Below are 21895 nucleotides of genomic sequence, written 5' to 3' on the forward strand. Positions count from 1 at the left end.
AGGAGATTTGAGCGGCTAAAAGTCTCATTGAAGAATGCTGGATTCAAAAGTGTAGTAAAGGTATGAAAAAAAATCTATTAGGGACGATTTGTTTATGTGCGATTTTGGGTTTTCTAATTCACGATACGAGTTATGCGAAGGCTAATACTCTCGAGTACGTATCGGAAGAGAAGATAAGCGCACCCACTTCAACAAGCAATGCACAATCATCAACGACTCAAACAAGCGAGGAGCATCCAGAAACGCAGACGAGTTCTTCAGAGGCGAACATACAGGTAGAAGACACGTTGGAACCAGCAAGACAGGAAAAAGCATCGGTAGTCACTGATTCATGGGGGACAACCACATGGGTATTTGATCCTGCCAGTGGAAAGCTCTCATTTACCACTGGAGGAATGCTGGGCGAGACCGCAAGCTCTCCTTGGAACCGTACGGATGCGAAAAAAATTGATCCCACTCAGGTAAAAGTAATTGCGTTTACCCAACCGATTGAAGCACCAGTAAATTCATCGTTTCTATTTTCTAAAGAACAAGAGACTAATGCGGCACCTGTAACACTATCAAATTGTAGTCGTTTCGAGGGGATAGAGAACCTTTCTACCAGTAGAGTCAGTTCGATGAAGGGGATGTTCTACAATATGAACAATCTTGAAGCGCTAGACGTTTCGCATTTTAGAACCGCTAACGTAACGAATATGAACATGCTTTTCAGATACTGTTATAAATTAAAAAGTATGGATCTTTCTAATTTCGTGACGACTAATGTGACAAATATGGCGCAAATGTTTGATTTCAATCAGAGTTTAGAAACAGTCACTGTCAGTAGTTTTGACACAAGCAAGGTTTCCGATATGCGCTGGATGTTCTACAAAAATTTTGCGTTGACCACATTGGATATTTCGAATTTTGATATGCGACAGAAGCCAAATATGCACCGTATGTTCGTCGAAGATGGCAGTCTGCGGACGTTTATTCTAGGTCCAAATTTTCGAGTGAACGGCTATACGACAGACTTGCCAGCAATCACGCAATCTGGATATACAGGAAATTGGAAAAAAATTGATGGACAAACAGTCGGGACGACCTCGGAATTTTTAAACAACTATGATGGAACGAATCCGGGCACCTATGTTTGGGAAACCTCCGTTGACCCCCTTGATCCATCAGACGGGAATCAGCGAAGCCTAGTATTGACAGCTGTTCCCACTGCTTTTGATTTTCAGACAGAGCTAAAACCAAAATCGTATCGTCTTTCGCAGAATCTAACAAACCAAGCTGTTGAAATCTACAATGATCGATTGGCACGTGATTGGAGCGTAAAAGCTTCCGTTTTAAATAATCAACTAACACTTGAAAACGCGTTGAACGAATATTTGCCTATCTCTTCTTTTAAGATCAATCAAGTAGAACTAACGGGTACAGGAAATCAAGGAATCATTGCGCAGTCAGTGACGGATAAAACGTTGTCCAACAATGTAGGTGTGATGAAGCAGCCGATCTCACAAGCTTCTATTGATTTCCAGGATGAGAATGGCCGGTTAAAGGCGTCGAATACGTTGAAAGCCACAATTAATTACCAGTTATACAATACGCCAAATGCGGATTAAGGCGAAGATGAAAATGAGAAGAAAGAAATTCTGCCTATACCTCGGAGTGCTAATTTTTCTATGGATGACTACTACTGCTGGATATGCGCAAGAACAACCTATGGATGACACTGGGAATCAAGAAGCGACCTTAGTCATTACCCGCCCATCAAAGGAATCCTTTAGAAACACACTATACAAAACACTTCCCAAAACCAATGAAAAACAGTCAAGATACATCCAAAATGTTGGTCTGATGTTGTTTTCTTTAGGTATAGCAAGTGTGGGATATCGAGGGTGGCGAGGAAGAAAATATGAAAATTAAAAAAATACTTATCAGTATTTTTTTACTAGGATCATTGGTTGTGCAAATAACTGTTTTCGCTGATGGGTCCTTAGAAGAAAAAAGTACCCCGATAGAAGTAAAAATCAAACCAAAAGAGCTCTATTTAACAAAGATAGCCCCACTAGATTTCGGGAAACAGGAACAGCAAACCGATGCATTTGTTTTGAGACCCAAGGAAGACTTTACTGTTCAAGTGATAGATAAACGTGGCTCGAAAGGCGATTGGTCTCTATACTATCAATTCGAACTGTTTAAAAATGAAAAAAAACAAGTGTTGCCGACGAGTGTGATTCTTGGGGCAGGGACATTGACCACAAAAGATCAGTCCAACAAAACAGATATTTATCGTTCCTACAAGGCAGATAGTAATAGTCAACAATCAAAAGCTCTTTTAGTCAAAACAAAGGTTTCAGAGCTAAATATGCAGTATGAGTATCGGATCAGAAAAGAGAACATCATGTTGACTGTACCGAAAAACACGCCTGTAGGCAGTTATCAAGCAGAACAAAAACTATTATTGATAGAAGAACCAAAAATCGAGTAACAAGAATGGAGAAAAAAATGAAAACAACCACAAAATTATGGACAGGATTACTTATCGGCACTATTTTAACGGGAGGATTTCAAAGTATCGCGCTTGCGGATTCGGTTACAGGGCAAACAGGGTCAAGTCCTGCAAATGTCAAGGTACTTGATAATGATACCCCTGTCGACCCGCTAGACCCGACAAAACCTGATCAAGATGAATTAACATTGGAAAGTGTTCCAAATGCATACAATTTTGAAACAACTGTTAAAAATGGCAAGTACACGATTGATGGCACCTTAAAAGATCAAACCGTCGATGTCTTTAACAATCGTTCTAGTAGAACTTGGTCGGTGAAAGCGAATGTTGTCAATAACTCGATCACAGCAAACAATTCAGCAAAAGATACTTTTTCTATCACGAATTTCAAAATCAATGACATTGCGTTGACTGGTACTGGCGCACAAGGAATCATTGCGAAATCAGATGCTGCTCCAACAAAAGAAAACAATACAGGATTACTCAAAACGGCTGTCGATTCCGCATCTATTGGATTTACAGACACGAACAATGTGTTAAAGGCAGGGGATACATTAACTGGGACGATCTCTTATCAACTATACAATACGGCAGATGCACAATAATACAAGTGCGATAGGTAAAAGAAGCTTTCGCTAATTAAAGGATAGGTTGAGGATAAATGAGAAATAAATGGAGTAAATTTTTCTTTTTGGCAGCGGTCATTCTTGCTGCAATGCTTGTAGGAAGTCCGACAAAAGCAGCTCAGTCGGAAGATGTAGGATTCAACATTCAAATGATACCAGCAACGAATCAAATCGATCGTACACAATCTTATTTTGATTTACGGATGCAGCCAAATCAGAAACAAACAGTGTATGTAAAAATCACGAATACCTCCGCTGAAGAAGCGAATTATGCGATCAACGTAAATCAAGCATATACAAACGATCAAGGCTTTATTGACTATACGACTAACAAAACACCGTCAAAAAAGAAGACGCCTTTTTCGATTGATAAGATTGCGAACTACGACAAAAAAATTTCATTGAAAGGGCAATCCTCTATACAAGTACCCATTACACTTACGATGCCTAAAGAAAAATTTGATGGTCAGATTCTATCCGGTATTCAGGTAACACGCCTAGATGAGGATAAAAGTGGACAAATCAATAATCGTTATGGGTATGTGTTGGGGTTAAAGCTCACAGAGACAGATACTCCTGTCAAACGCGACTTGCAATTGAAAGAAGTGTTTCCAAAAGCAATGTTCGGAAAACCTGCGATTGTAGCGAAATTGTCAAATCCGACAATGGATGCGTATGGTCATTTAAAGTATACTGTCGAAATCAAAGATAAACAGACTGCTAAGAAAATTATCCAAAAAACCTATGATAGCGACATGCAAATGGCACCTAATTCGACTTACGATTTTGCAATTGAGTACAAGGAAAATGATCGCTTACCTTCAGGACAGTATGTCTTGGATCTGACAATAACAGACGCAAAGAAGAATAAATGGACCTTTAACCGATCATTTGAGGTATCAGATAAGCAAGTGGACAAAGTAAACAGTCTTTCAGTTGGGGAGAATCAAAAAACACCTATATGGATCTACATCATCGGAATTTTGATAGTACTTCTTGTAATTGGTGGAATCATTCTCATAATGAGAAAGAGAAAACAGAAAAAGGGAATAGAGTAAAGGCGAATAGGCCAAAGAGAAGAGCTTCCCGCGGCTTTTCTCCTTGCCTAACAGCCTTTTATTTCTATATCTAGAGAAAGCACGCGTGATTTTACGAGTGTATTGATGATGGAGGCATGAATTAAATTGAAGAGAGTCAATGATTGTATCTTAGATGAATTGCTGGAGATATTGACCCATGTTTCTGAGATTTCTTTATCGCAATTTCGATCCGTTGTATCAGTTACATTGGATGAGCCTCTAGATGCACACCAGGTCTTGATTTTAAACTCAAGGATAAAATTTTCAGACCAAGTTAAGCAATCCTATTCACCAGAAGGAGAAACGATGTATATTAAAATGGCTGAAATGAGAAAAGAAGAGTGTATAAATAGAATGGATAAAACGATGTATCTGAACAAAACGCTTCGATAAAATGGAAAAATAAATAGTAAAAACGGTCGAATAAAGCACAAGCTAGTTGCTTTGTTCGACCGTTTTTACTGTTGCCTAGTGAATAATAAATTTCCCCTTCCACAAATTATGATGCCCTCTCAGATGGAGTAATGGACAAAAAACTCCTCTACGTCGAATAGTAGACGTAGAGGAGGAAACAACCGCTCATTCAAAGAATAGTCCCTGATCCTGTTCGTAAAAACAGTGAGGAAAACTCATCATGTGTCAGTATGATGCCGTTTCCGTATGTATCAACTACTTTATAGAATGAATGATCCATTTTTTTCATGTATTTATAAAATTTTCCTTTTTCGATTCGAATGATCCCAGAGTTATTGAAATAGATCCGAGTCATGTTTGATCGTATCATTTTTGGCATAGCACCACCTGAACTTTCCTGTTTTTGAAAGAATAAAGAATAGGGATGGCTAGAAAGAGCCACCCCTATAACTGGATCTAAGCTGTTATGCTTATTTCTTTAGTTTATATCTAGAAATAGAGATCCAAACAGCTGCAGCCACAAGGACTAAACCAGCGATGATCACAAGTGGATTTGAAGCTAAATCATTTGTTTGAGGTAGATGTTTCTGTGTTCCACTGTTATCTGGGTCGTAATTGCGTCCTGTTCCATTACCCGGTGTATTCGATCCATTACTTGGAGTCTTAGGTTCCTTAGGTGTGTCTTTTGGAGGCACCACTTTTGGAACTTCTGAATGGATGACGTCTTTTCCGTTACCAAAGACTAAGTCGGCTTGGTTTGGAATCCCACCATTTTTAATGTAAGGAGCTAGCTGTTCATTGGTCACGTCTTTACTGATGACCGTGTTGATGGTCATGGTATAGGTATGACCGGCTAGGTAAGCGAAGCTACCATCTTTTTTGATTGCGTTAAAGACGACTTTATTGCTTTCGGTTGAAATCTCACCGTTTGAAGTGACATCTTTTCCTTTTTCATCAAATACTTTGATGCTGTTGATGGTAAGCAGCGGATCAATTTGGTCTACGATTTTTGCTTCTTTCCAAGAAGCAGTCGTGTTTCCGAATGTGACATTTACATGCCAGTTAAAGTCTTGATCACGGTTTGTTAAGGTCAACTGTTGCTTGTCTTCAACGTCTTTATGAATATCTGGTACTTCTTCTGGCGGAGTAACCGTCGGAATTTCTGAATGGATGACATCGCCGTCATTGCCGAAGTTCAAATCGGCTTGGTTCGGAATGCCGCCATCTTTGATATAAGGGGCCAATTGTTCATCTGTCACATCTTTACCAATAACTGTGTTGATGGTCATTGTGTAGGTATGACCGGCAAGATAAGTGAAGCTGTCGTCTTTTTTATTGATATCAAAGACGATTTTATTTTTATCGGTTGTAAGCTTGCCATTTTCCGTTACGTCTTTGCCGTTTTCATCCACGACTTTCACCTTGTTGATGGTAAGAAGTGGGTTGATTTGGTCCACGATGCTTGCTTGCTTCCAAGAGGCAGTCGTGTTGCCAAAGGCTGTTTTAACGTGCCAATCAAAGGCTTGATCGCGTTTTGCCAAATCCAAGTGTTGCTTATCTTCTACATCTTTATGGATGTCTGGATCTTCTTTCGGTGGAATAACAGTTGGAACTTCCGAATGGATCACATCACCCTCGTTGCCGAAGTTCAAGTCCGCTTGGTTAGGAATACCGCCGTCTTTGATATAAGGGGCTAATTGTTCATCTGTCACATCTTTACCGATGACCGTATTGATCGTCATGGTATAGGTATGACCGGCAAGATAAGTGAAGCTGTCGTCTTTTTTATGGATATTAAAGACAATCTTGTTTTTATCTGTAGTTATCACACCATTTTTTGTGACATCCTTGCCGTTCTCATCTACAACTTTGACGCTGTTGATGGTAAGAAGTGGGTTGATTTGATCGACGATGCTTGCTTGAGTCCAAGAAGCGGTCGTGTTACCAAATTTTGTATTGACATGCCAATCAAAGGCTTGATCGCGATTAGTCAGATCTACATGTTGCTTGTTTTCAACATCTTTGTGGATATCAGGCACTTCTTTTGGAGGAGTGACTGTAGGAATCTCTGAATGGATCACGTCGCCTTCATTGCCAAAGTTTAGATCGGCTTGATTCGGAATGCCGCCATCTTTGATATAAGGGGCTAATTGCTCGTCTGTCACATCTTTACCGATGACCGTGGTTATCGTCATGGTGTAGGTATGTCCAGCAAGATACGTATAGCCATCATCTTTTTTATTGATATCAAAGACGATTTTGTTCTTATCTGTGGTTAATGTCCCATTTTCTGTGACATCTTTACCTGTTTCATCTTTGACTTTCACATTGTTGATCGTAAGTAACGGGTTGATTTGATCGACGATGCTTGCTTGAGTCCAAGAAGCGGTCGTGTTACCAAATTTCGTATTTACGTGCCAATCAAAGGCTTGATCGCCTTTGGCTAAATCAAGATGTTGCTTTTCTTCGATATCTTTATGGATATCTGGATTTTCCTTCGGAGGAATCACTGTTGGTTTTTCAGAATGAATCACATCCCCTTTATTCCCAAAGTTCAAGTCCGCTTGGTTCGGAATACCGCCGTCTTTGATGTAAGGGGCGAGTTGTTCGTCTGTCACATCTTTGCCAATGACCGTGTTGATCGTCATCGTATACGTGTGACCAGCAAGATAGGTAAAGCTGTCGTCTTTTTTGTTGATGTCAAAGACGATTTTGTTTTTATCTGTGGTCAATGTGCCGTTTGCTGTGACATCTTTGCCTGTTTCATCTTTGACTTTGACACTGTTGATTGTGAAGACAGTATTGATTTGATCGACGATGCTTGCTTGAGTCCAAGAAGCAGTCGTATTTCCAAACGCTGCATTCACATGCCAATTAAAGGCTTGATCACGATTTGTTAGGTCTAAGTGTTGTTTGTCCTCAACATCTTTATGGATGTCTTGATTTTCTTTTGGCGGTGTCACTGTTGGAATTTCTGAGTGAATGACATCTCCTTTATTCCCAAAGTTTAAATCAGCTTGGTTAGGGATGCCGCCGTCTTTAATATATGGTGCTAATTGTTCATCTGTCACATCTTTACCGATGACTGTATTGATGGTCATCGTATACGTATGACCGGCAAGATAAGTGAAGCTATCGTCTTTTTTATTGATGCTGAAGACGATTTTATTTTTATCTGTGGTCAACGTGCCGTTTGCTGTGACATCTTTACCTGATTCATCCGCTACTTTTACACTGTTGATTGTAAGAAGTGGGTTGATTTGGTCAACAATGCTTGCTTGAGTCCAAGAAGCAGTCGTATTTCCAAATTTCGTGTTTACGTACCAATCAAAAGCTTGATCACGTTTTGATAGATCTAAATGTTGCTTGTTTTCAACATCTTTATGAATGTCGGGGGTTTCTTCTGGTGGGATCACATTTGGTTTTTCTGAATGGATCACATCACCCTCGTTACCAAAATTTAAATCTGCTTGGTTAGGAATACCGCCATCTTTGATATAAGGTGCCAACTGTTCATCTGTGACATCTTTACCAATAACAGTGTTGATCGTCATTGTATACGTATGACCAGATAGGTAAGAGAAGCTGTTCTCTTTTTTGTTCAAATTAAAGACAACTTTGTTCTTATCTGTTGTTACTGTACCGTTTGCTGTGACATCTTTGCCTGTTTCATCCGCTACTTTTACGCTGTTGATAGTAAAAACAGGGTTGATTTGGTCGACGATGCTGGCTTGTGTCCATGCTGCTGCACTGTCACCAAATTCAGCATTCACGTGCCAGTTGAAGGCTTGGTCACGATTGGTCAATTCCAAATGTTGTTTGTCTTCAACATCTTTATGAATAATTGGTTCTGTTGCATTTACGACAACACCTACACGTTCTGGTTCCACGACTTGTGAATTGTCCGCTGTATAGGCAAATGAATTCCACGCTGCACGTGTCTTTTCATCTTTTGATTTGTCCGTTAAATTCTTTGTTAAGTTGTCTGGTGCTTTCATTGAAAAGTTCAATGTGATTGCTGCACCAGAAGTCCATTTTCCATCATCTAGCGTAACGATAAATGAATGGATCTTCGACCAATCAGATACTTGATCGGCTGTTTTCCATTGCGGCAATTGTGCACCGGCTGGATTTTCTAGATGTTGTGTAGTAGAAGGGTAGTCGACTAATTTATCTAGATCATCTCGTTTAGGATTCGTAGCTTCACTGTACTTGATCGTCACTTTTCCATTCCATTCACCAGGAAGTGAGATAGGACCTGTCATAATTGGTGCGAATTTACTATCACGACTGACATTATCTGTAATTCCTAAATCGCCTACAGATGGGAGGACGTCCATCATAGCAAAAGTGCCAATTGAAGAGCCTGTGTTTTTCATGGTTAATTGATAATCAATTTTCCCACCTGGACTGGCATGACCAAATTTAGAGAACGCTTTGTCTTGATCTCCTTTGACTAATTTTGTCGTGTCTACTTTGTTTTCTTTGATCATTCGATATTGATTGGAAGAAAGTACGCGAGGTTCCGTTGTGTTTCCGTTCCCATTGATATCGTCCGTATCCGTTTGAAGATATGAGTCTGTCAAAGTAGCAGCCCCTGAAGGAACTGAGATTTTCGCATCACCTGAAAATCCGTACGTATCCATTCTTAGTGGAGTAGGAGCAGTTTTATCAATGATCGTATTAAAACCATATTTAAAACTTTGACCACCATACATTTTTGAGTCATTCCAAGTAATTTGGACTAATTGACGTTTTGTTCCATTGTAATCATTAGAGATAATTTTTATGGTGCCGTTTGTATTTTTTCCATCCGTTGTTGCATCATCCCAACCATTCGCATTTGCTAATCGGTATTCTGGATTCTTTTCATCAATTTTAACTCCTACTGGTAACAGAGCAGTTGATGAAAGTGACTTGTTTAATGGAAGAGGAGAAGCTTTATCCGCTGCAAATGATCCTGAAATACGATTTTTACCAGCATCAACGATTCCATTTTTATCTTTATCAAAACTAATCGCTGATTTAGCGATTGGAGTAGCTGCAGGTGGGGTAGGGACTACCTCTGCTGTCCTCAATCCGGTCCGATTGGTAACATCATCGACAACACTCTCGTTATCCCATGATACTGCATCGCCAGCAACGTTATATCCTGCGACATCGTAATGGACTTTATTGGTTACTGTTCCAGTGAATCCTTTTTTAATAGTAAATTTCGGATAAAATCCATTAGAATTCATACCTGCTGGAGCATTAGTAAAATGAATTTTTATCTGTGATACATGTTCTCCATCTTTTAATCCTAATGCACTGTGAGACATATTATTTTTTCCATTGTCCCAAATGATAGAATTTTTAATTATTTGTTTCTCCTTTCCATCAATGACCAATGAAATATCAGCTTTAGGCTCTGAAGAAAGTTTAGTAGCATCTCCGTTACCTGGATAGCCTGCATAAGGTTGGTAACTTACGTAGCCAGAGAAATTTAAAGAATCTAGATTTAGGTTTGGATCAATATCATATGTCATATCATATTTTGTAAAATCTTTTTTAGGGCTAGCGACTGTCCATGGTCTAGCAGTGAAGTTAAAACCTAATAGCGCAGTATCATAAACAGTCGGATCATAGTTTTTACCAGTATTCAATGAAGTATTACCATTTCCATCTGGAGGTCCATCGTGACTATTTAAAAAGTACTGACCTGAAGGATCAATCGGTTCGTTGGGATCACTTGGTCCAGTAATAATTTGTGCCGAACTAGACGAAGTAACAGGTTTATCACTAATATCGGTACCTTCTGCTGACACTTTGTTTTCAAACGTAGCAAATTCATTAACATCAGCATTAAATTTTGTTTTAAGATTGATTTCTTTGCTGAATAATGATTCTACAGCATTTTTTTGCACTTCATATGTTGGTGCATCAAAAGTCCAGGTAACAGTATTGCTGGCTTTATCATACGAACCATTCGCATCGTCACTAACATAAGTTATTCCAGAAGGAATAGTATCTTTGATCGTTATTTTTGACCCTTCTTTGAAATAAACCAATCCAGGATTTTTTTGCGATGCATTTACTTTAATATTCCATACCGAAGAATCACCGCCTGTTGGAGGATCTTTCTTCTCTTTCCCATCAGTACCGATTGTTGAAATATAAGCTTTTGAAGTTGATAAGGTAGATTTCGCATTTACAGTAACTGTTGCTTTTGATTCTGCTTTTCCTGAGAATTCAGTAGCGCTAAAGTTTGAAGTTAGCGTAATTACTGTACCATCAGGGGTGGTTCCGTTCATCGTTTTTAATTTGATGTTCGTTGTGTAGGCTTGACCAGCAGCAATCGAATCAAAAGTATAAACGAGTTGGCCAGTAGCACCATCTCTCGTAGGTGTGACACCTGCGATGGCAAGCTCTGACAAGTCTTGATTCAAATCATATTCTTTTGGAATATCAACAGTGATTTTTGCATTTGTGTAATTTGTTTGATTCCCAGTGACTTTAAAGTTAAGAGTATAAGTTGCATCTTGACCAGATAAAACTGTTTCAGAGGCAGGAGAAATGTCTAAATCGACGTTTCTGTTTCCGGCTCTGACTTGTGGTCTGTTTCTTTCTTTTTTCGTTGTTGTTTCTGTTGTTTCTTTTTTTGGTTCAGCGCTTGTTTTTTCTGTTATCGCTGGCTGACCATCTTCAGAATCATCACTCCCATCTTGGGCTTCTTCTGAGGATGAATCAGGTGAAGAGGTGGCGTTAGAGAGATTTAACGCTTTTGAACGATACTCTTTTCCATCATTTCGAGTGGATTTTGCGACTAATTTTACATTTTTGAAGTCGTTTTTGTTTGCAGCTTTTAATACAAGTGCAGCGTTTCTATCGGTCGTTTTATTTTTGTCAAACGTAACCTTTAACTCGCGGGAGTTTTGATTGTACTCAACAGAACTTTTACCTTTGTTCTGTGCTTGAGTTTCGCTCAGATTAAGTTCAACATCTGCGGGTATTAAAACGTCGATTGTGCTGTCCTCAGTATTGTCGCTGATTAGAGAAATGGTTTGATCTTTGTCTGATAATTCTAGGGCATCTTTGGATGTGGAGTCTTGTTCCCATCGAAGCTCGCTTGTTTCATTATCAGAGAGTGTTTCCGCCAATGCGATCGAACCGCTCACTCCTTGACTCAATAGTGTCGCAAAAGTAGTGAGTATCGTAACCCCCTTTTTCCAATTCATTTTTAACATCCTTGTTCCTCCTTAGTTGATTTTGTTTCGATGTTCTATGGATAATTCGTAATTAACCTCCTTTCTACTCGTAAATAGTACGTCATTCTTTCAAAAACTAAATATCCAATAAACCGTTTTCTTTTCCGGTTTTATGTTTTGTGTCATTTTTGCACTCATTTAAAAAGCGACTTTTAAAAGTCTTTGGAGGATGAAAAGGGTTTATGCCTCAGCCTCTTTTCTCTTATTGTTGCTACATTAAAGTAAGTAGATGTTCTGAAGGGATCTTGGAGTTAGGAAGGGGGCAAAACTGTGTAAAGAAACAAAGTTAAGCATCGAATTGCAAGAGAATTTAATAGAAAACAAGAGGTCTCTATTTCAGAATATCTACTAGTTTGAAAAATGAGGTGTGAACATGAAGACATTTAAGTTGAGTTATTTTGTAATGGGAATAGTGGCCATTTTCGTCGCTTTGTTAGCCTTTAGGAATCCAGAGTTGAATCTCATTGCGGTTGTTTGGATGTTTGCTTTAATGGCGATCGTCAAAGGTATTTTTGAATTGTTCTTTAGAAGTAAAACGAAGGAATTCGATGGAAATAAGCATACCTGGATTTTCATTTTGGGTATCGTTGATCTTTTATTGGGTATTTTTTTAGTGATAAATATTGGTGCAGGGCTTTTGGCATTGCCTTATGTCTTTGCCTTTTGGTTTATTTTTGACTCTTTGATGGAATTGATGATCTCTAGCTCTTTCGCAGGCACAACGTACTATTGGTTCCATCTTGTTTTAAATATTCTGGGTATAATGATTGGCTTCTTTTTACTATTTCATCCAATCATAGCCGCCTTGAGCCTTTCTTATTTAGTAGGAATTTATTTTATGATCAGCGGCATTTTATCAATTGTTTATTCATTTCAAAATCAATAACAAAAAATAGAGAACCCAACTATGATGTGGGTTCTCTATTTTTAATATAGTCAACGATCAATTCTGCGAAAAAGGCTCTTTTTGTTTGTCGAAGGTACAAGTGCAAATGGGAATCATCTGAAGTGATTCGTTTTAGATAATTCAATCCGATCCCCTTATGGCCCTCTTTTGTAGAGTAGCCTTTTTTCAAGATTTGTTCGATTTCGATTTTTTTCTCGATCGGATTTGTGATAATGATGGATAGTTGACCTTCGCCAGAATCTTTCATGACAATGGTTAGCCTATGAAGATATGGAGGCAAGATCACGGTATTTTCATAGGCATTGTTCAATAAAATTGACAATCCGCGAACGAGGTCAATGACCTCGACCTGCAATGCAATTGGAACGGGGACGAGAGTCACTTCAGTAGAAATACCACTTTCTTCACAGTCTTTTAAAAAATTCAAAAGCAGTCCTTGAAGAGGGACGTTGTTTAACCGGTTGATACCCGCATAAGAGTTGGTTTGGAAAATTTCCTTAGAATCAACGATGACCTGGCTAAGCAATCGCTTTGCATCATCAATCGCATTTTCTTTCAAGCAACTATTTAAAGAGATCAATAGAGCTTTAAAATCATGCTGGAATTCGGAAGTCAGTTCATTTTTGCTGACTTCTACAGAGTAGATTTCTGTTAGTGTCCTTAACTCGTTTAATTTTTTTTGATTTTCGATTGAATTATGAACGACGAGTGCTAGAAGCAGACAAACACTACCTAAGATAAAAGCGGTATACATTCCGAAAAGCCAATTTTGAGTCCAAGCAAAATGTCCGTGAATGACGGCTAAAGATAAAATAATGAATAGAATCACGATTGAAAGCAATCGATTCTTTTTCGGACGCTCATATAAAAAATTCCAAAAATGCGTTCTGTCATTCATTTTTTTTAGAAACCAATAAACCACAAGAATGAGTGTGTTTTGTGAAAGAAACAAGAGGAGGATCACGAGCGGTTGATTCACATTTTTAAAAAAAGCATCAGTTAGCATTCGCGGTAAATCAAAGGTAATGATCCAAACGACCATCGTTAAACATAACTGGATGGTAAAAAAAAGAGCGGGCAAAAGCCAGTTGTTGACTCTCCGCACCATCATGACAAATTGAATAACCATAAAAGGGTAAAGAAAATCGTTGATGAAAAGGACATGGTTCGTTACGCCAATTAAGTAACAGATAAGAAGAATTCCAGCTAAAATAATCGTGTTTCTTCTATTAAATAGTTTGATTCTCTGCCAAATAATCAAACTGACCAACAAGTTGCAAGACAATAAGCCCGCTTGAAAATAGGGTGCCAACTGCATCACCTCCAAATCGTATTATCGATAACCTGCTTGCACAAGAGCTTTCTTTAGTTTATCGATCGATTTTACACCCAGCTCTAAGACCTCTCCATTAATGAATCCGACATATTGTTCGTCTCTGCTCCATTCTGTAAGAGCATTCATGTTCAAAACATACGCACGAAGCTCTTTAAAGAAGAAAGGTTGCTTGAGAGTAGTTTTAAATTTCTTCAAGGTTCCGTCAACGATAAGCTCTTCTTCCATCGTACAGACCAAAACAGAATGTTTATAGCCATTCATACTTTTTAAATACATAACTTCTTTAGCGGGGACTAGGATTTCTCTCTTTTGAACAGAAAAAGTAAGAAAATCAGAAGATTGTTCACGCGTCATTTGTTGATGAAATATCGTCGTTAATGCATCAGCAATAGCTGTCTCAAACCGTATATCATCGAGCTCTTTTACAATATAAGACCAAGGATGGATGTTTTCATTGATGACAGAGATCGCCTTGTCGTGAAAATTTGTCAGATAGACAACATAACACTCAGAATTGACCGCTCGAATCGTTTTTCCAAGATCGATACCAGTAAAGTGGGTATTTAAATCGATATCTAAGATAAAGATACTGTTATCTGCAATCTCCATAAGAGGGAGCTCGTCATAAAACTTCTCTGGATAATCAATCACGATTGGTTCCAGATCAAACTGAGCATTACTTAAATCTAGATGTTCAACGATTTTTCTTACTTTTTTTCCAATGACAAAATTGTCGTCAACGATATAAATATTCACGTAAATAACCCCTAACCTACCTTGAGTGAGTGCTCATAATTTCAGTATTTGTTTGAATTCACCGACTGAAAAGTCATTTCTTCTTATTTAGATAATATCGAGCCCGTTTCGCAATAGCAAATATAATAAACTAATTTCATTTATTTAAGTGAATGTGAGGGGTATTCTCCTTAAGATTCACAAAAAGACTCCGCGTCTTTGAAAACGGTTTACGAGAGGTGTGTGGAATAAATCTGGCGATTATCATGGTTAAAGCAATAGTGTGTCTAATTCATTAGCAGGCACAACAATAATCAGGGGGAATAGAAATGAAAAAAAAGGTCATTGGCGCAGGTGTCTTAGCAGCCAGCTTGATTGCAATTCATAGTATCCATGGTGAGACACTTTTTGCCAGCAATCAGGTCAATCACACAGGAGAACCCTCTAGTGGGCAGCCGGTAAGGTCAGAGACAGCCACTAGTATCGACACTATCACTAAGAATGAACCAGCGACTTCTGCATCTAGGATGGATACGAATATAACAGAGGAAACTGTCCCAACTTCTACGTCAGAGAGTGATGATCCAGGATCGACAAGTACCGAAAGTTCAAGTACCGATGATACTTCTAGCACGTCAGAAAGCAGTACACAAGAATCTTCCGAAAGCTCAAGTAGCAGTCAGGACTCCTCAAGTAGTGAGAGTAGTACGTCAGAATCGTCCAGCTCATCTAGTAGTCAAAGTTCTTCAAGTTCAACGAGTTCTAGTGAGAGTAAGGAGTCCTCATCTAGCTCCGAGAAGAACACCACTAGTGAATCATCTTCAGAAAAGACCCAACCCTCTAGCGAAGGAAGTTCTGAAAGTACAACTGGGACAACGGAACAACCGTCAGCTAAAGATAATGGCACACATCCGTCGATCCAGATACCAAATCAAACATCTGTGCCAGAAGCAAATGCCTCGTCTTCTTTATTTGGCAATACTATTGAAGGCGGTGTGTTAGATTCTGACGCTGTGATACTAGACGATTCCTTGCGCGTTAGTGAAATGTCTGAGTCGAATCTAAAGGGATTTGAATTACCATTGCTGTCTACTTTCAGCAGTAAAGAACGTGCAATAGTCGTCTACGAAGGCATCAAACAAGTAGGGAAATCAGAGGTGAAGGTCACATCTGATAGTCAGAACGAACAAGAAAATAACTATTCATTGACGAATGCGAGTCAATTGATGAACTATCTGTCGATTCAACTATTTGGTAAGAATTTTGATCAACTAGCACAGACAGAAGGAAGTTTTGAGACGAAAGAAGCAGGGGATTTGCTCTATAAAGACAATTCTTTGATGGGTATTTATATAGGAAGCAATCGCTATTTAGCTGTGGATAAAGACAAAGAAACGAAGAAGGATTCCGAAAAGAAAATCGTTCAAATAAAGGTCTTGGATAGTAAAAATAGGAATCTTAACGTACGGAAAATTACTTTTCCTGCTCTTACAGAATATGGCAAAAAGCAAGAAAAAAATTATCCAGCGAATATGGACTATAAAGCAAATCCGCAAACCCAATCTTTTATTCAAAAGATTGCTGACAATGCGCAAAGTCTTGGAAATAAATATGACGTATTTGCTTCCGTAATGATTGCACAAGCGATATTGGAGAGTGGGTCTGGCACTAGTGGATTGTCTCAAGCGCCATACCACAATTTGTTCGGTGTTAAAGGAACTTACAAGGGTAACTCCGTGAACTTCTCCACCGAAGAAGATCGTGGGAACGGTCAAAATTATACGATTCAGGCTTCCTTTAGAAGTTATTCAAGCTATGGTGATTCGCTTGGGGATTATGTGACACTGATTCGAGGTGGCATTCAAGGGAATAATAAGTACTACGAAGGCTCTTGGCGATCAAAAGCAAAGAACTATTTGAAAGCAGCGGATAATTTAACTGGCAAGTACGCGACGGACACTTCCTACAATCGAAAAATCAGTTCGTTGATTGCGGCGTATCACTTAACCAAATATGATGCAAAACAAGCGTCAAAGACGCCGCTTTCTACTGGAACAACGAGTGCGATACTCGTAGGGAGAGACAAGATTCCAACTGAATACAAAGAACGAATGAACTACCCAGATTATGATGGGAAGAATTATAACGTTTCAGGCTCCTACCCCGTCGGACAATGTACTTGGTACGCGTATAATCGGATGGCACAGCTAGGAAAAACGGTTGACGATTTTATGGGAAATGGCGGTCAATGGGGGAGTAAAGCTCGTGCTTTGGGATACAACGTATCAAGCGAACCCAAGTCCGGTTATCTTGTTTCTTTCACACCAGGGTCCGCAGGTTCTGACCCAAGCTATGGGCATGTGGCATTTGTAGAAGCAGTGGGAAGTGAGGGAATTCTAATCTCCGAGTGCAACGTCGTTGGCGGAACAGCCATTTCTTATCGTGTTATCAATAATGATCTCGCACGCTCTAGCTTAGTTACGTATCTTTCACCGAAATAGAGGGGAAAATGAAGAAAGACAGAAAAATCAAAACATACGTTTTTATCGGATTATTTTTCTTATGCCTGATAGAGATCATAGTATTTTACAAAATCCATCAGGTTAACGGAACGTCCATGGCACCGACTTTGAACAACGGCGACTCAGTCATTGTAAAAAAGCATACACGTATCACAAGGTATGAAATGATTGCTTTTTCTATTCCGAAAGAAAAAGGGATGTTGGTCAAACGGGTGATCGGCATGCCTGGAGATGCTGTCATTATTCAGCAAAATGAATTGATTTTGAATATCGGCGATCGGGCGGCGTTCAATAATACCTACCGCATTCACTTAGAAGAATATCAAGCGCAACAACTTCAGCATATAAAACGAATCCCCGTAAATCAGTATTTTGTGTTGGGAGATCATATAGATGTATCAAAGGATAGTCGAGAATTCGGATTTGTCCAAAAGAAGTCAATAGAGGGGATTGTGATTGACCGGATATGGCCGCTGAATTCTTTCGGACGAGTAAATTAGGGGAGCGTACGGAATGATAATACTTGAAATAGTGACGATACTTTTTGTAGTAACGACCATCGGATTGATGGGGTTTCGAGTTTTTATAAATTATAAATTGGCACTTATACGAAAGGAACCAAACCAATCGACGACCTTTCTTAAAAAGGTTGATTATATAAGTAAAATTGAGCAACGCAGGCATATCAACTATTTATTAGTCGCTTGTTTAGCTTTGGCGATCTGCTTATTGATTCTAGTGGGGACGACGATTTCCTTACAAGCCAATCTGAATCATACAAAGCAACACGAAGCCCAAATGAACGATCAGATTACGTTATTAGAGCAACAGCAGGAGCAATTAGTTAAAAATGTGCCACTGAAAAATTATCCTGAGCAGGGTGTAGGATTGAACGTTTACAACTGGAAAAAGCTCTTCTCTTCAGAGGAAAGAAATTCAGATTTGCAAGCAAAGATCGAATCGGACATTTCTCAAAAAGTGGTGCAATATTTTGGTCTTTCGACAGTCGTGATTTCATTGGATGTGCCAAGCAAGACTCTTTCAATCAATTTAATCGGAAAAACAGACAATGCGGCAAGTAAAGAGACGATCAAAGAAAACGTAGCTGCTTTTGTCAAAGAAGCCAGCGACGTTCCAGGATTGTCACAAATCCATGTGCAACTGACGACAGCGGTTGGTAAAACAAAAAAAGTTGTCTACAACGCGGATTATAGCCGAGAAAAAGATACAAATGATTTTAAGAAAATCAATGATCGTGAACAAGATGTCGAAAAAAAAGGAGGGAAAGGGTAAGTGGTCGCAGATAAGAAGGGGAATAAATGGTTCTCTGTCAATTCGTTAAAAGAATTTATTGACGATGTGCCAGAAGACAAACTTTCAATAGATGAGAGTGAAGAAGAAATAAATAAGATCCAAAAACAGTTGGCGCAAAAAGAAATTGAAATTCAAACTTTGAAACAGTCTTTGAAAAGCTTAGAAACTAATAATCATGCACTGCTTCAAAAGGAACAAGAACAGTTAAAGACGATCGAACAATTAAAACAGCGACAAGAAGAGCTCCCAAAAGAGCAATTGATGCAGCTCCAAGCGACACTTAAAGAAACGACCAAAGAAAAGGAAACGTTGGTTGAAAAAGGCGCTGAGCAACAAGATCAAATCAAATCCCTCAAGCAAGAGATTAGTGAGCGGAAAAGCCAGTTAGAAGAATTGCAACACGTAAATGAAGAATTCGAGGACTTAAAAAAAGCGAAGCAACAAGACATAGAACGCCTCGAGACCGAGAAGGCTCAATTAGTCGATGATTTGGCGAAAGCACAAGAAAAACAAGTGCTTGAAGCCAATCAGCAATCAGAGATAATTCAGAAACTAAAAACTGAAAATGAACAATTGAAAAAAGAACTAGCGGGCCATCAACCAAAAGCGCTTCAGCAAGAGACCGAAAAAATCCAAATAGAACTAGACGAGGTCAATCAGCAAAAAGAAGAATTGCTTGTTCGAACGGCTGAGCAAGAGGCAATCAATCAAAATCAAAAACAACAATTAGAGGCTGAGCAGTCGCGTGTACAAACCTTGATTCAGCAACTTAAAGAAGAAAAAGCACTTGTAGAAACTGGTCATGCTGAAATCGTTGAGCGAAATGAAAGAATCCAAGAACTAAAACAAGACCAAGAAACTGCAAAAATTCGATTGGATGAATTTGCTTCTTCTACAGAGTACCAAGCAATAAAAATAGAACAGTTGACTAACGAAATTGAGAAAACAAAAAAAGGCTTATATCAAAAGGAGAATGAACTAAAAGAGCAGGAAGCCGTTAATTTAGATTTAGCAAATCTCACAAAAGATTTGGAAAAGAAATTGGAACCGATGCAGCATCTAAACAATCAATTGGAGGAAGTAAAAATGGCAGTAGCAAATGAAGAAACGTTAAACAAACAAGTAACAGCGGAAAAAGAGACATTAGACAAAAAAATGATTGAACAAGAAAAACAACTTCAGCAACTAAGCGAATTATTAGAAGAAAAGGAAGCGTTAAACAGCGCGCTTTTTGATGCACACGAGAAAATTTCAAAATTAGAAGAAAAACAACAGTATGCCAACGCGTTAGTGTCAGAAAGAGACAATTTAAAAGAAGCACTAGAAAAATTAAAAACTGAAAAAACACCTGAAACGAGTGAAGAATTGACCCAAGCGAAGCAGCATATCATTGAATTAGTAGAGAAAAACGATACTTTAAAAAAAGAAGTGATCCAATCCCAACAAGAGATCGGGGAAGTATTGATTTCAGCTAAAAAACAGGCCAATCGCACGATCGAAGAAGCTCAGATAGAAGCCAAACATATGATCAATTCTGCTGAATTGGAATTGGAAAATATCGGTAATCGAGCAAAAAAAATCTTGATCGAAGTATCAGAATCGAAGGAGAATGTGTTGACCATGTATGAGGAGCTCCAATTTAAAGTGAGTCAGCTCTCAAAGGGTGTTCTTTTTCAAGAAACCGCTTCTCAAGAACAAGAATAAGATGATCATATCCCATTCAACAGCTTCCTGATGAATGGGATTTTTTTAAAGGAGAGAAAATGAATGATTTTAGTGTTAACTAGAAACGTAAATAAAGAACAATACATTAAGACATTACTTGAAACACTGGGCTATGATGTTTTTTGTTCGGTTCAATTACTAGACGCCTTGCTATCTAATAAGAAAGAAATGGACCTATTCGACTATTTTCCTGTTGTCGTGATCAGTGAAACCATTTTTGAAAGCGAATTTGAACAAGCGAAATCACTCTTATGTGAGAAGGGGCATATCATTGTTAGAAAAACAAATTCGGTAACCGGCTTACAGGAAAGTAAAGTGGATGGTGTCTGCGAGATTCCTCTGGCAATCGGGCTTGAAGAGCTACGAGATACTTTGGATGAAATGAAAGCAAAAGAGAGCTACGAGAAGAAATCTGTTCGGGAATCAATGGTTTCATTAAGTATGCTTGAGAAAAAAATAGTGAAGCAATTATATACTGCATTTCCAGACAAAGTATCTAGAGATCAATTGATCCAACAGCTGTGGGGAGATGACGATACAACGAAATCAAGACTTTCCAGTCTGTCTAATTGTGTCCACAGCATTAATCAGAAAATGAGGGCTATCCAACCTTCAAATGAAGAAAAAGCAGTGAAAACCCTTTGGAGAAAAGGATATTTCTTAGATGATGAGGTTTACTCATCAATAGAAGAAGAACGGTTGATCATTTTGTGACTCATTCCTATAAGCAAAGTCGTATTCCGATAAATGGAAAGCGACTTTTTGGTATGTAAAACGGTTCATACCGCATTTCAACAATCAGAAACGTTCATATAATATGACAAGATTTCAGTGTCGAAGAGGAGTGAAACGGTGTATTTTATTCTGATGTTTTTAGCAGTAATCCCAGCAGGTTCACTTATTTACATGCTTGTTTTCGCTGTGCAAATCGAGTACCGAGATTGGAAAGATAAGAAATGAGGGCAGCGAAAACGGTTTTAAAGAAGCGCTTTTCAGGGCAAATTTCACTAACATTAATCATGAGGGACCTGCCACATCCTAATTCACAGTATGTACGCACATCCACTTACACAGAGTTCTATGCAGGTTCCTCATTTGCTATTAAAAAGTAGGAGAAGTAATTATGACTATCGAAGAGCGAAGAGCCTTGCAGAGGCGATTGAAACGAATGACACAAAATCCAAATTGGCTTACCGATCCCTTTACACGATCTAAAGTATATCACTTAAGAAGAAAGTTATACCCAAATCAATTTCCAGAAAAAAATATTCCTCTCTCTTTCTTACCGGAGAAGAAGATTTACTCTCTGCCTAGAAGAGTATCCGTCGTGGTGACATATCCTGATGGTACTCAGAGAATGTACGACACTCAGAACGAAGCGATCGAGCATGAAGATATTCCGATGTATCACTTAAAAAAATATTCAAAATTGAATTGCAAAGATTCGCAAGGAAGGTTTTTTCGCCGAATTTTGCATTTTTGATTTAAGAAAG

Annotated in this window: 17 protein-coding genes; 13 read left to right on the forward strand and 4 right to left on the reverse strand. The window is 38.7% G+C overall.

What is annotated here, in order from left to right:
* The first annotated feature begins 62 nt into the window (after positions 1 to 62).
* From I592_RS20790 to I592_RS15340, 6 genes are all read left to right on the forward strand, one after another.
* Positions 63 to 1607: a BspA family leucine-rich repeat surface protein gene (locus I592_RS20790; protein ID WP_010778783.1), complete on the forward strand. Its 1545-nt coding sequence runs from the start codon at positions 63 to 65 to the stop codon at positions 1605 to 1607.
* Between the two features lie 64 nt (positions 1608 to 1671).
* Positions 1672 to 1911 carry a hypothetical protein gene (locus tag I592_RS15320; RefSeq protein ID WP_139243588.1) on the forward strand — a complete coding sequence of 80 codons (240 nt, stop codon included), beginning with the start codon at positions 1672 to 1674 and terminating at the stop codon, positions 1909 to 1911.
* On the forward strand, positions 1901 to 2476 hold the full coding sequence (locus I592_RS15325) for a WxL domain-containing protein (RefSeq protein ID WP_010778781.1): 576 nt from the start codon (positions 1901 to 1903) through the stop codon (positions 2474 to 2476). Before I592_RS15320 ends, I592_RS15325 begins: the two co-directional genes overlap by 11 nt.
* Before the next feature lie 17 nt (positions 2477 to 2493).
* Positions 2494 to 3102 (forward strand): hypothetical protein, encoded by a 609-nt coding sequence (locus tag I592_RS15330; protein WP_010778780.1) that lies wholly within the window; start codon positions 2494 to 2496, stop codon positions 3100 to 3102.
* 56 nt (positions 3103 to 3158) lie between these two features.
* Entirely contained in the window at positions 3159 to 4181 is a 1023-nt protein-coding gene (locus I592_RS15335) for a WxLIP family cell surface protein (protein WP_010778779.1), read from the forward strand.
* A 126-nt stretch (positions 4182 to 4307) separates the two neighbouring features.
* Positions 4308 to 4595 carry a hypothetical protein gene (locus tag I592_RS15340; protein WP_010778778.1) on the forward strand — a complete coding sequence of 96 codons (288 nt, stop codon included), beginning with the start codon at positions 4308 to 4310 and terminating at the stop codon, positions 4593 to 4595.
* A gap of 190 nt (positions 4596 to 4785) precedes the next feature.
* Here the strand turns inward: I592_RS15340 and I592_RS15345 are convergent, their stop codons facing one another.
* Positions 4786 to 4995 (reverse strand): hypothetical protein, encoded by a 210-nt coding sequence (locus tag I592_RS15345; protein ID WP_010778777.1) that lies wholly within the window; start codon positions 4993 to 4995, stop codon positions 4786 to 4788.
* 91 nt (positions 4996 to 5086) lie between these two features.
* Positions 5087 to 11842 carry an isopeptide-forming domain-containing fimbrial protein gene (locus tag I592_RS22030; protein WP_010778776.1) on the reverse strand — a complete coding sequence of 2252 codons (6756 nt, stop codon included), beginning with the start codon at positions 11840 to 11842 and terminating at the stop codon, positions 5087 to 5089.
* A gap of 394 nt (positions 11843 to 12236) precedes the next feature.
* Here I592_RS22030 and I592_RS15355 point away from each other — a divergent pair, with 394 nt between their 5' ends.
* Complete coding sequence (locus I592_RS15355; RefSeq protein ID WP_010778775.1) at positions 12237 to 12749, forward strand: HdeD family acid-resistance protein; 513 nt, start codon at positions 12237 to 12239, stop codon at positions 12747 to 12749.
* Between the two features lie 19 nt (positions 12750 to 12768).
* On the opposite strand, the gene I592_RS15360 is transcribed toward I592_RS15355, so the two are convergent.
* Both I592_RS15360 and I592_RS15365 read right to left on the reverse strand, forming a co-directional pair.
* Positions 12769 to 14082 (reverse strand): GHKL domain-containing protein, encoded by a 1314-nt coding sequence (locus tag I592_RS15360; RefSeq protein WP_010778774.1) that lies wholly within the window; start codon positions 14080 to 14082, stop codon positions 12769 to 12771.
* A gap of 21 nt (positions 14083 to 14103) precedes the next feature.
* The gene (locus I592_RS15365) at positions 14104 to 14862 is read right to left on the reverse strand and encodes a LytR/AlgR family response regulator transcription factor (RefSeq protein WP_010778773.1); all 759 of its coding nucleotides are present in this window, start codon (positions 14860 to 14862) and stop codon (positions 14104 to 14106) included.
* A gap of 308 nt (positions 14863 to 15170) precedes the next feature.
* Between I592_RS15365 and I592_RS15370 the strand changes: the two genes are divergently transcribed.
* The 6 genes from I592_RS15370 to I592_RS15395 all read left to right on the forward strand — a co-directional run bounded on the left by I592_RS15370 (position 15171) and on the right by I592_RS15395 (position 21885).
* Positions 15171 to 17342, forward strand: coding sequence for a glucosaminidase domain-containing protein (locus tag I592_RS15370; protein ID WP_010778772.1), 2172 nt, complete (start codon positions 15171 to 15173; stop codon positions 17340 to 17342).
* An 8-nt stretch (positions 17343 to 17350) separates the two neighbouring features.
* On the forward strand, positions 17351 to 17863 hold the full coding sequence (lepB, locus tag I592_RS15375) for a signal peptidase I (protein ID WP_010778771.1): 513 nt from the start codon (positions 17351 to 17353) through the stop codon (positions 17861 to 17863).
* 13 nt (positions 17864 to 17876) lie between these two features.
* Positions 17877 to 18656 (forward strand): hypothetical protein, encoded by a 780-nt coding sequence (locus I592_RS15380; RefSeq protein WP_010778770.1) that lies wholly within the window; start codon positions 17877 to 17879, stop codon positions 18654 to 18656.
* On the forward strand, positions 18657 to 20381 hold the full coding sequence (locus I592_RS20795; protein WP_010778769.1) for a coiled-coil domain-containing protein: 1725 nt from the start codon (positions 18657 to 18659) through the stop codon (positions 20379 to 20381).
* A gap of 63 nt (positions 20382 to 20444) precedes the next feature.
* On the forward strand, positions 20445 to 21116 hold the full coding sequence (locus I592_RS15390; protein ID WP_010778768.1) for a helix-turn-helix domain-containing protein: 672 nt from the start codon (positions 20445 to 20447) through the stop codon (positions 21114 to 21116).
* 409 nt (positions 21117 to 21525) lie between these two features.
* A complete protein-coding gene (locus I592_RS15395) occupies positions 21526 to 21885 on the forward strand; it encodes a hypothetical protein (protein WP_010778767.1) in 360 nt (119 codons plus the stop codon).
* Positions 21886 to 21895: the final 10 nt, after the last annotated feature.

Source organism: Enterococcus gilvus ATCC BAA-350 (assembly GCF_000407545.1).
Taxonomy (GTDB): domain Bacteria; phylum Bacillota; class Bacilli; order Lactobacillales; family Enterococcaceae; genus Enterococcus_A; species Enterococcus_A gilvus.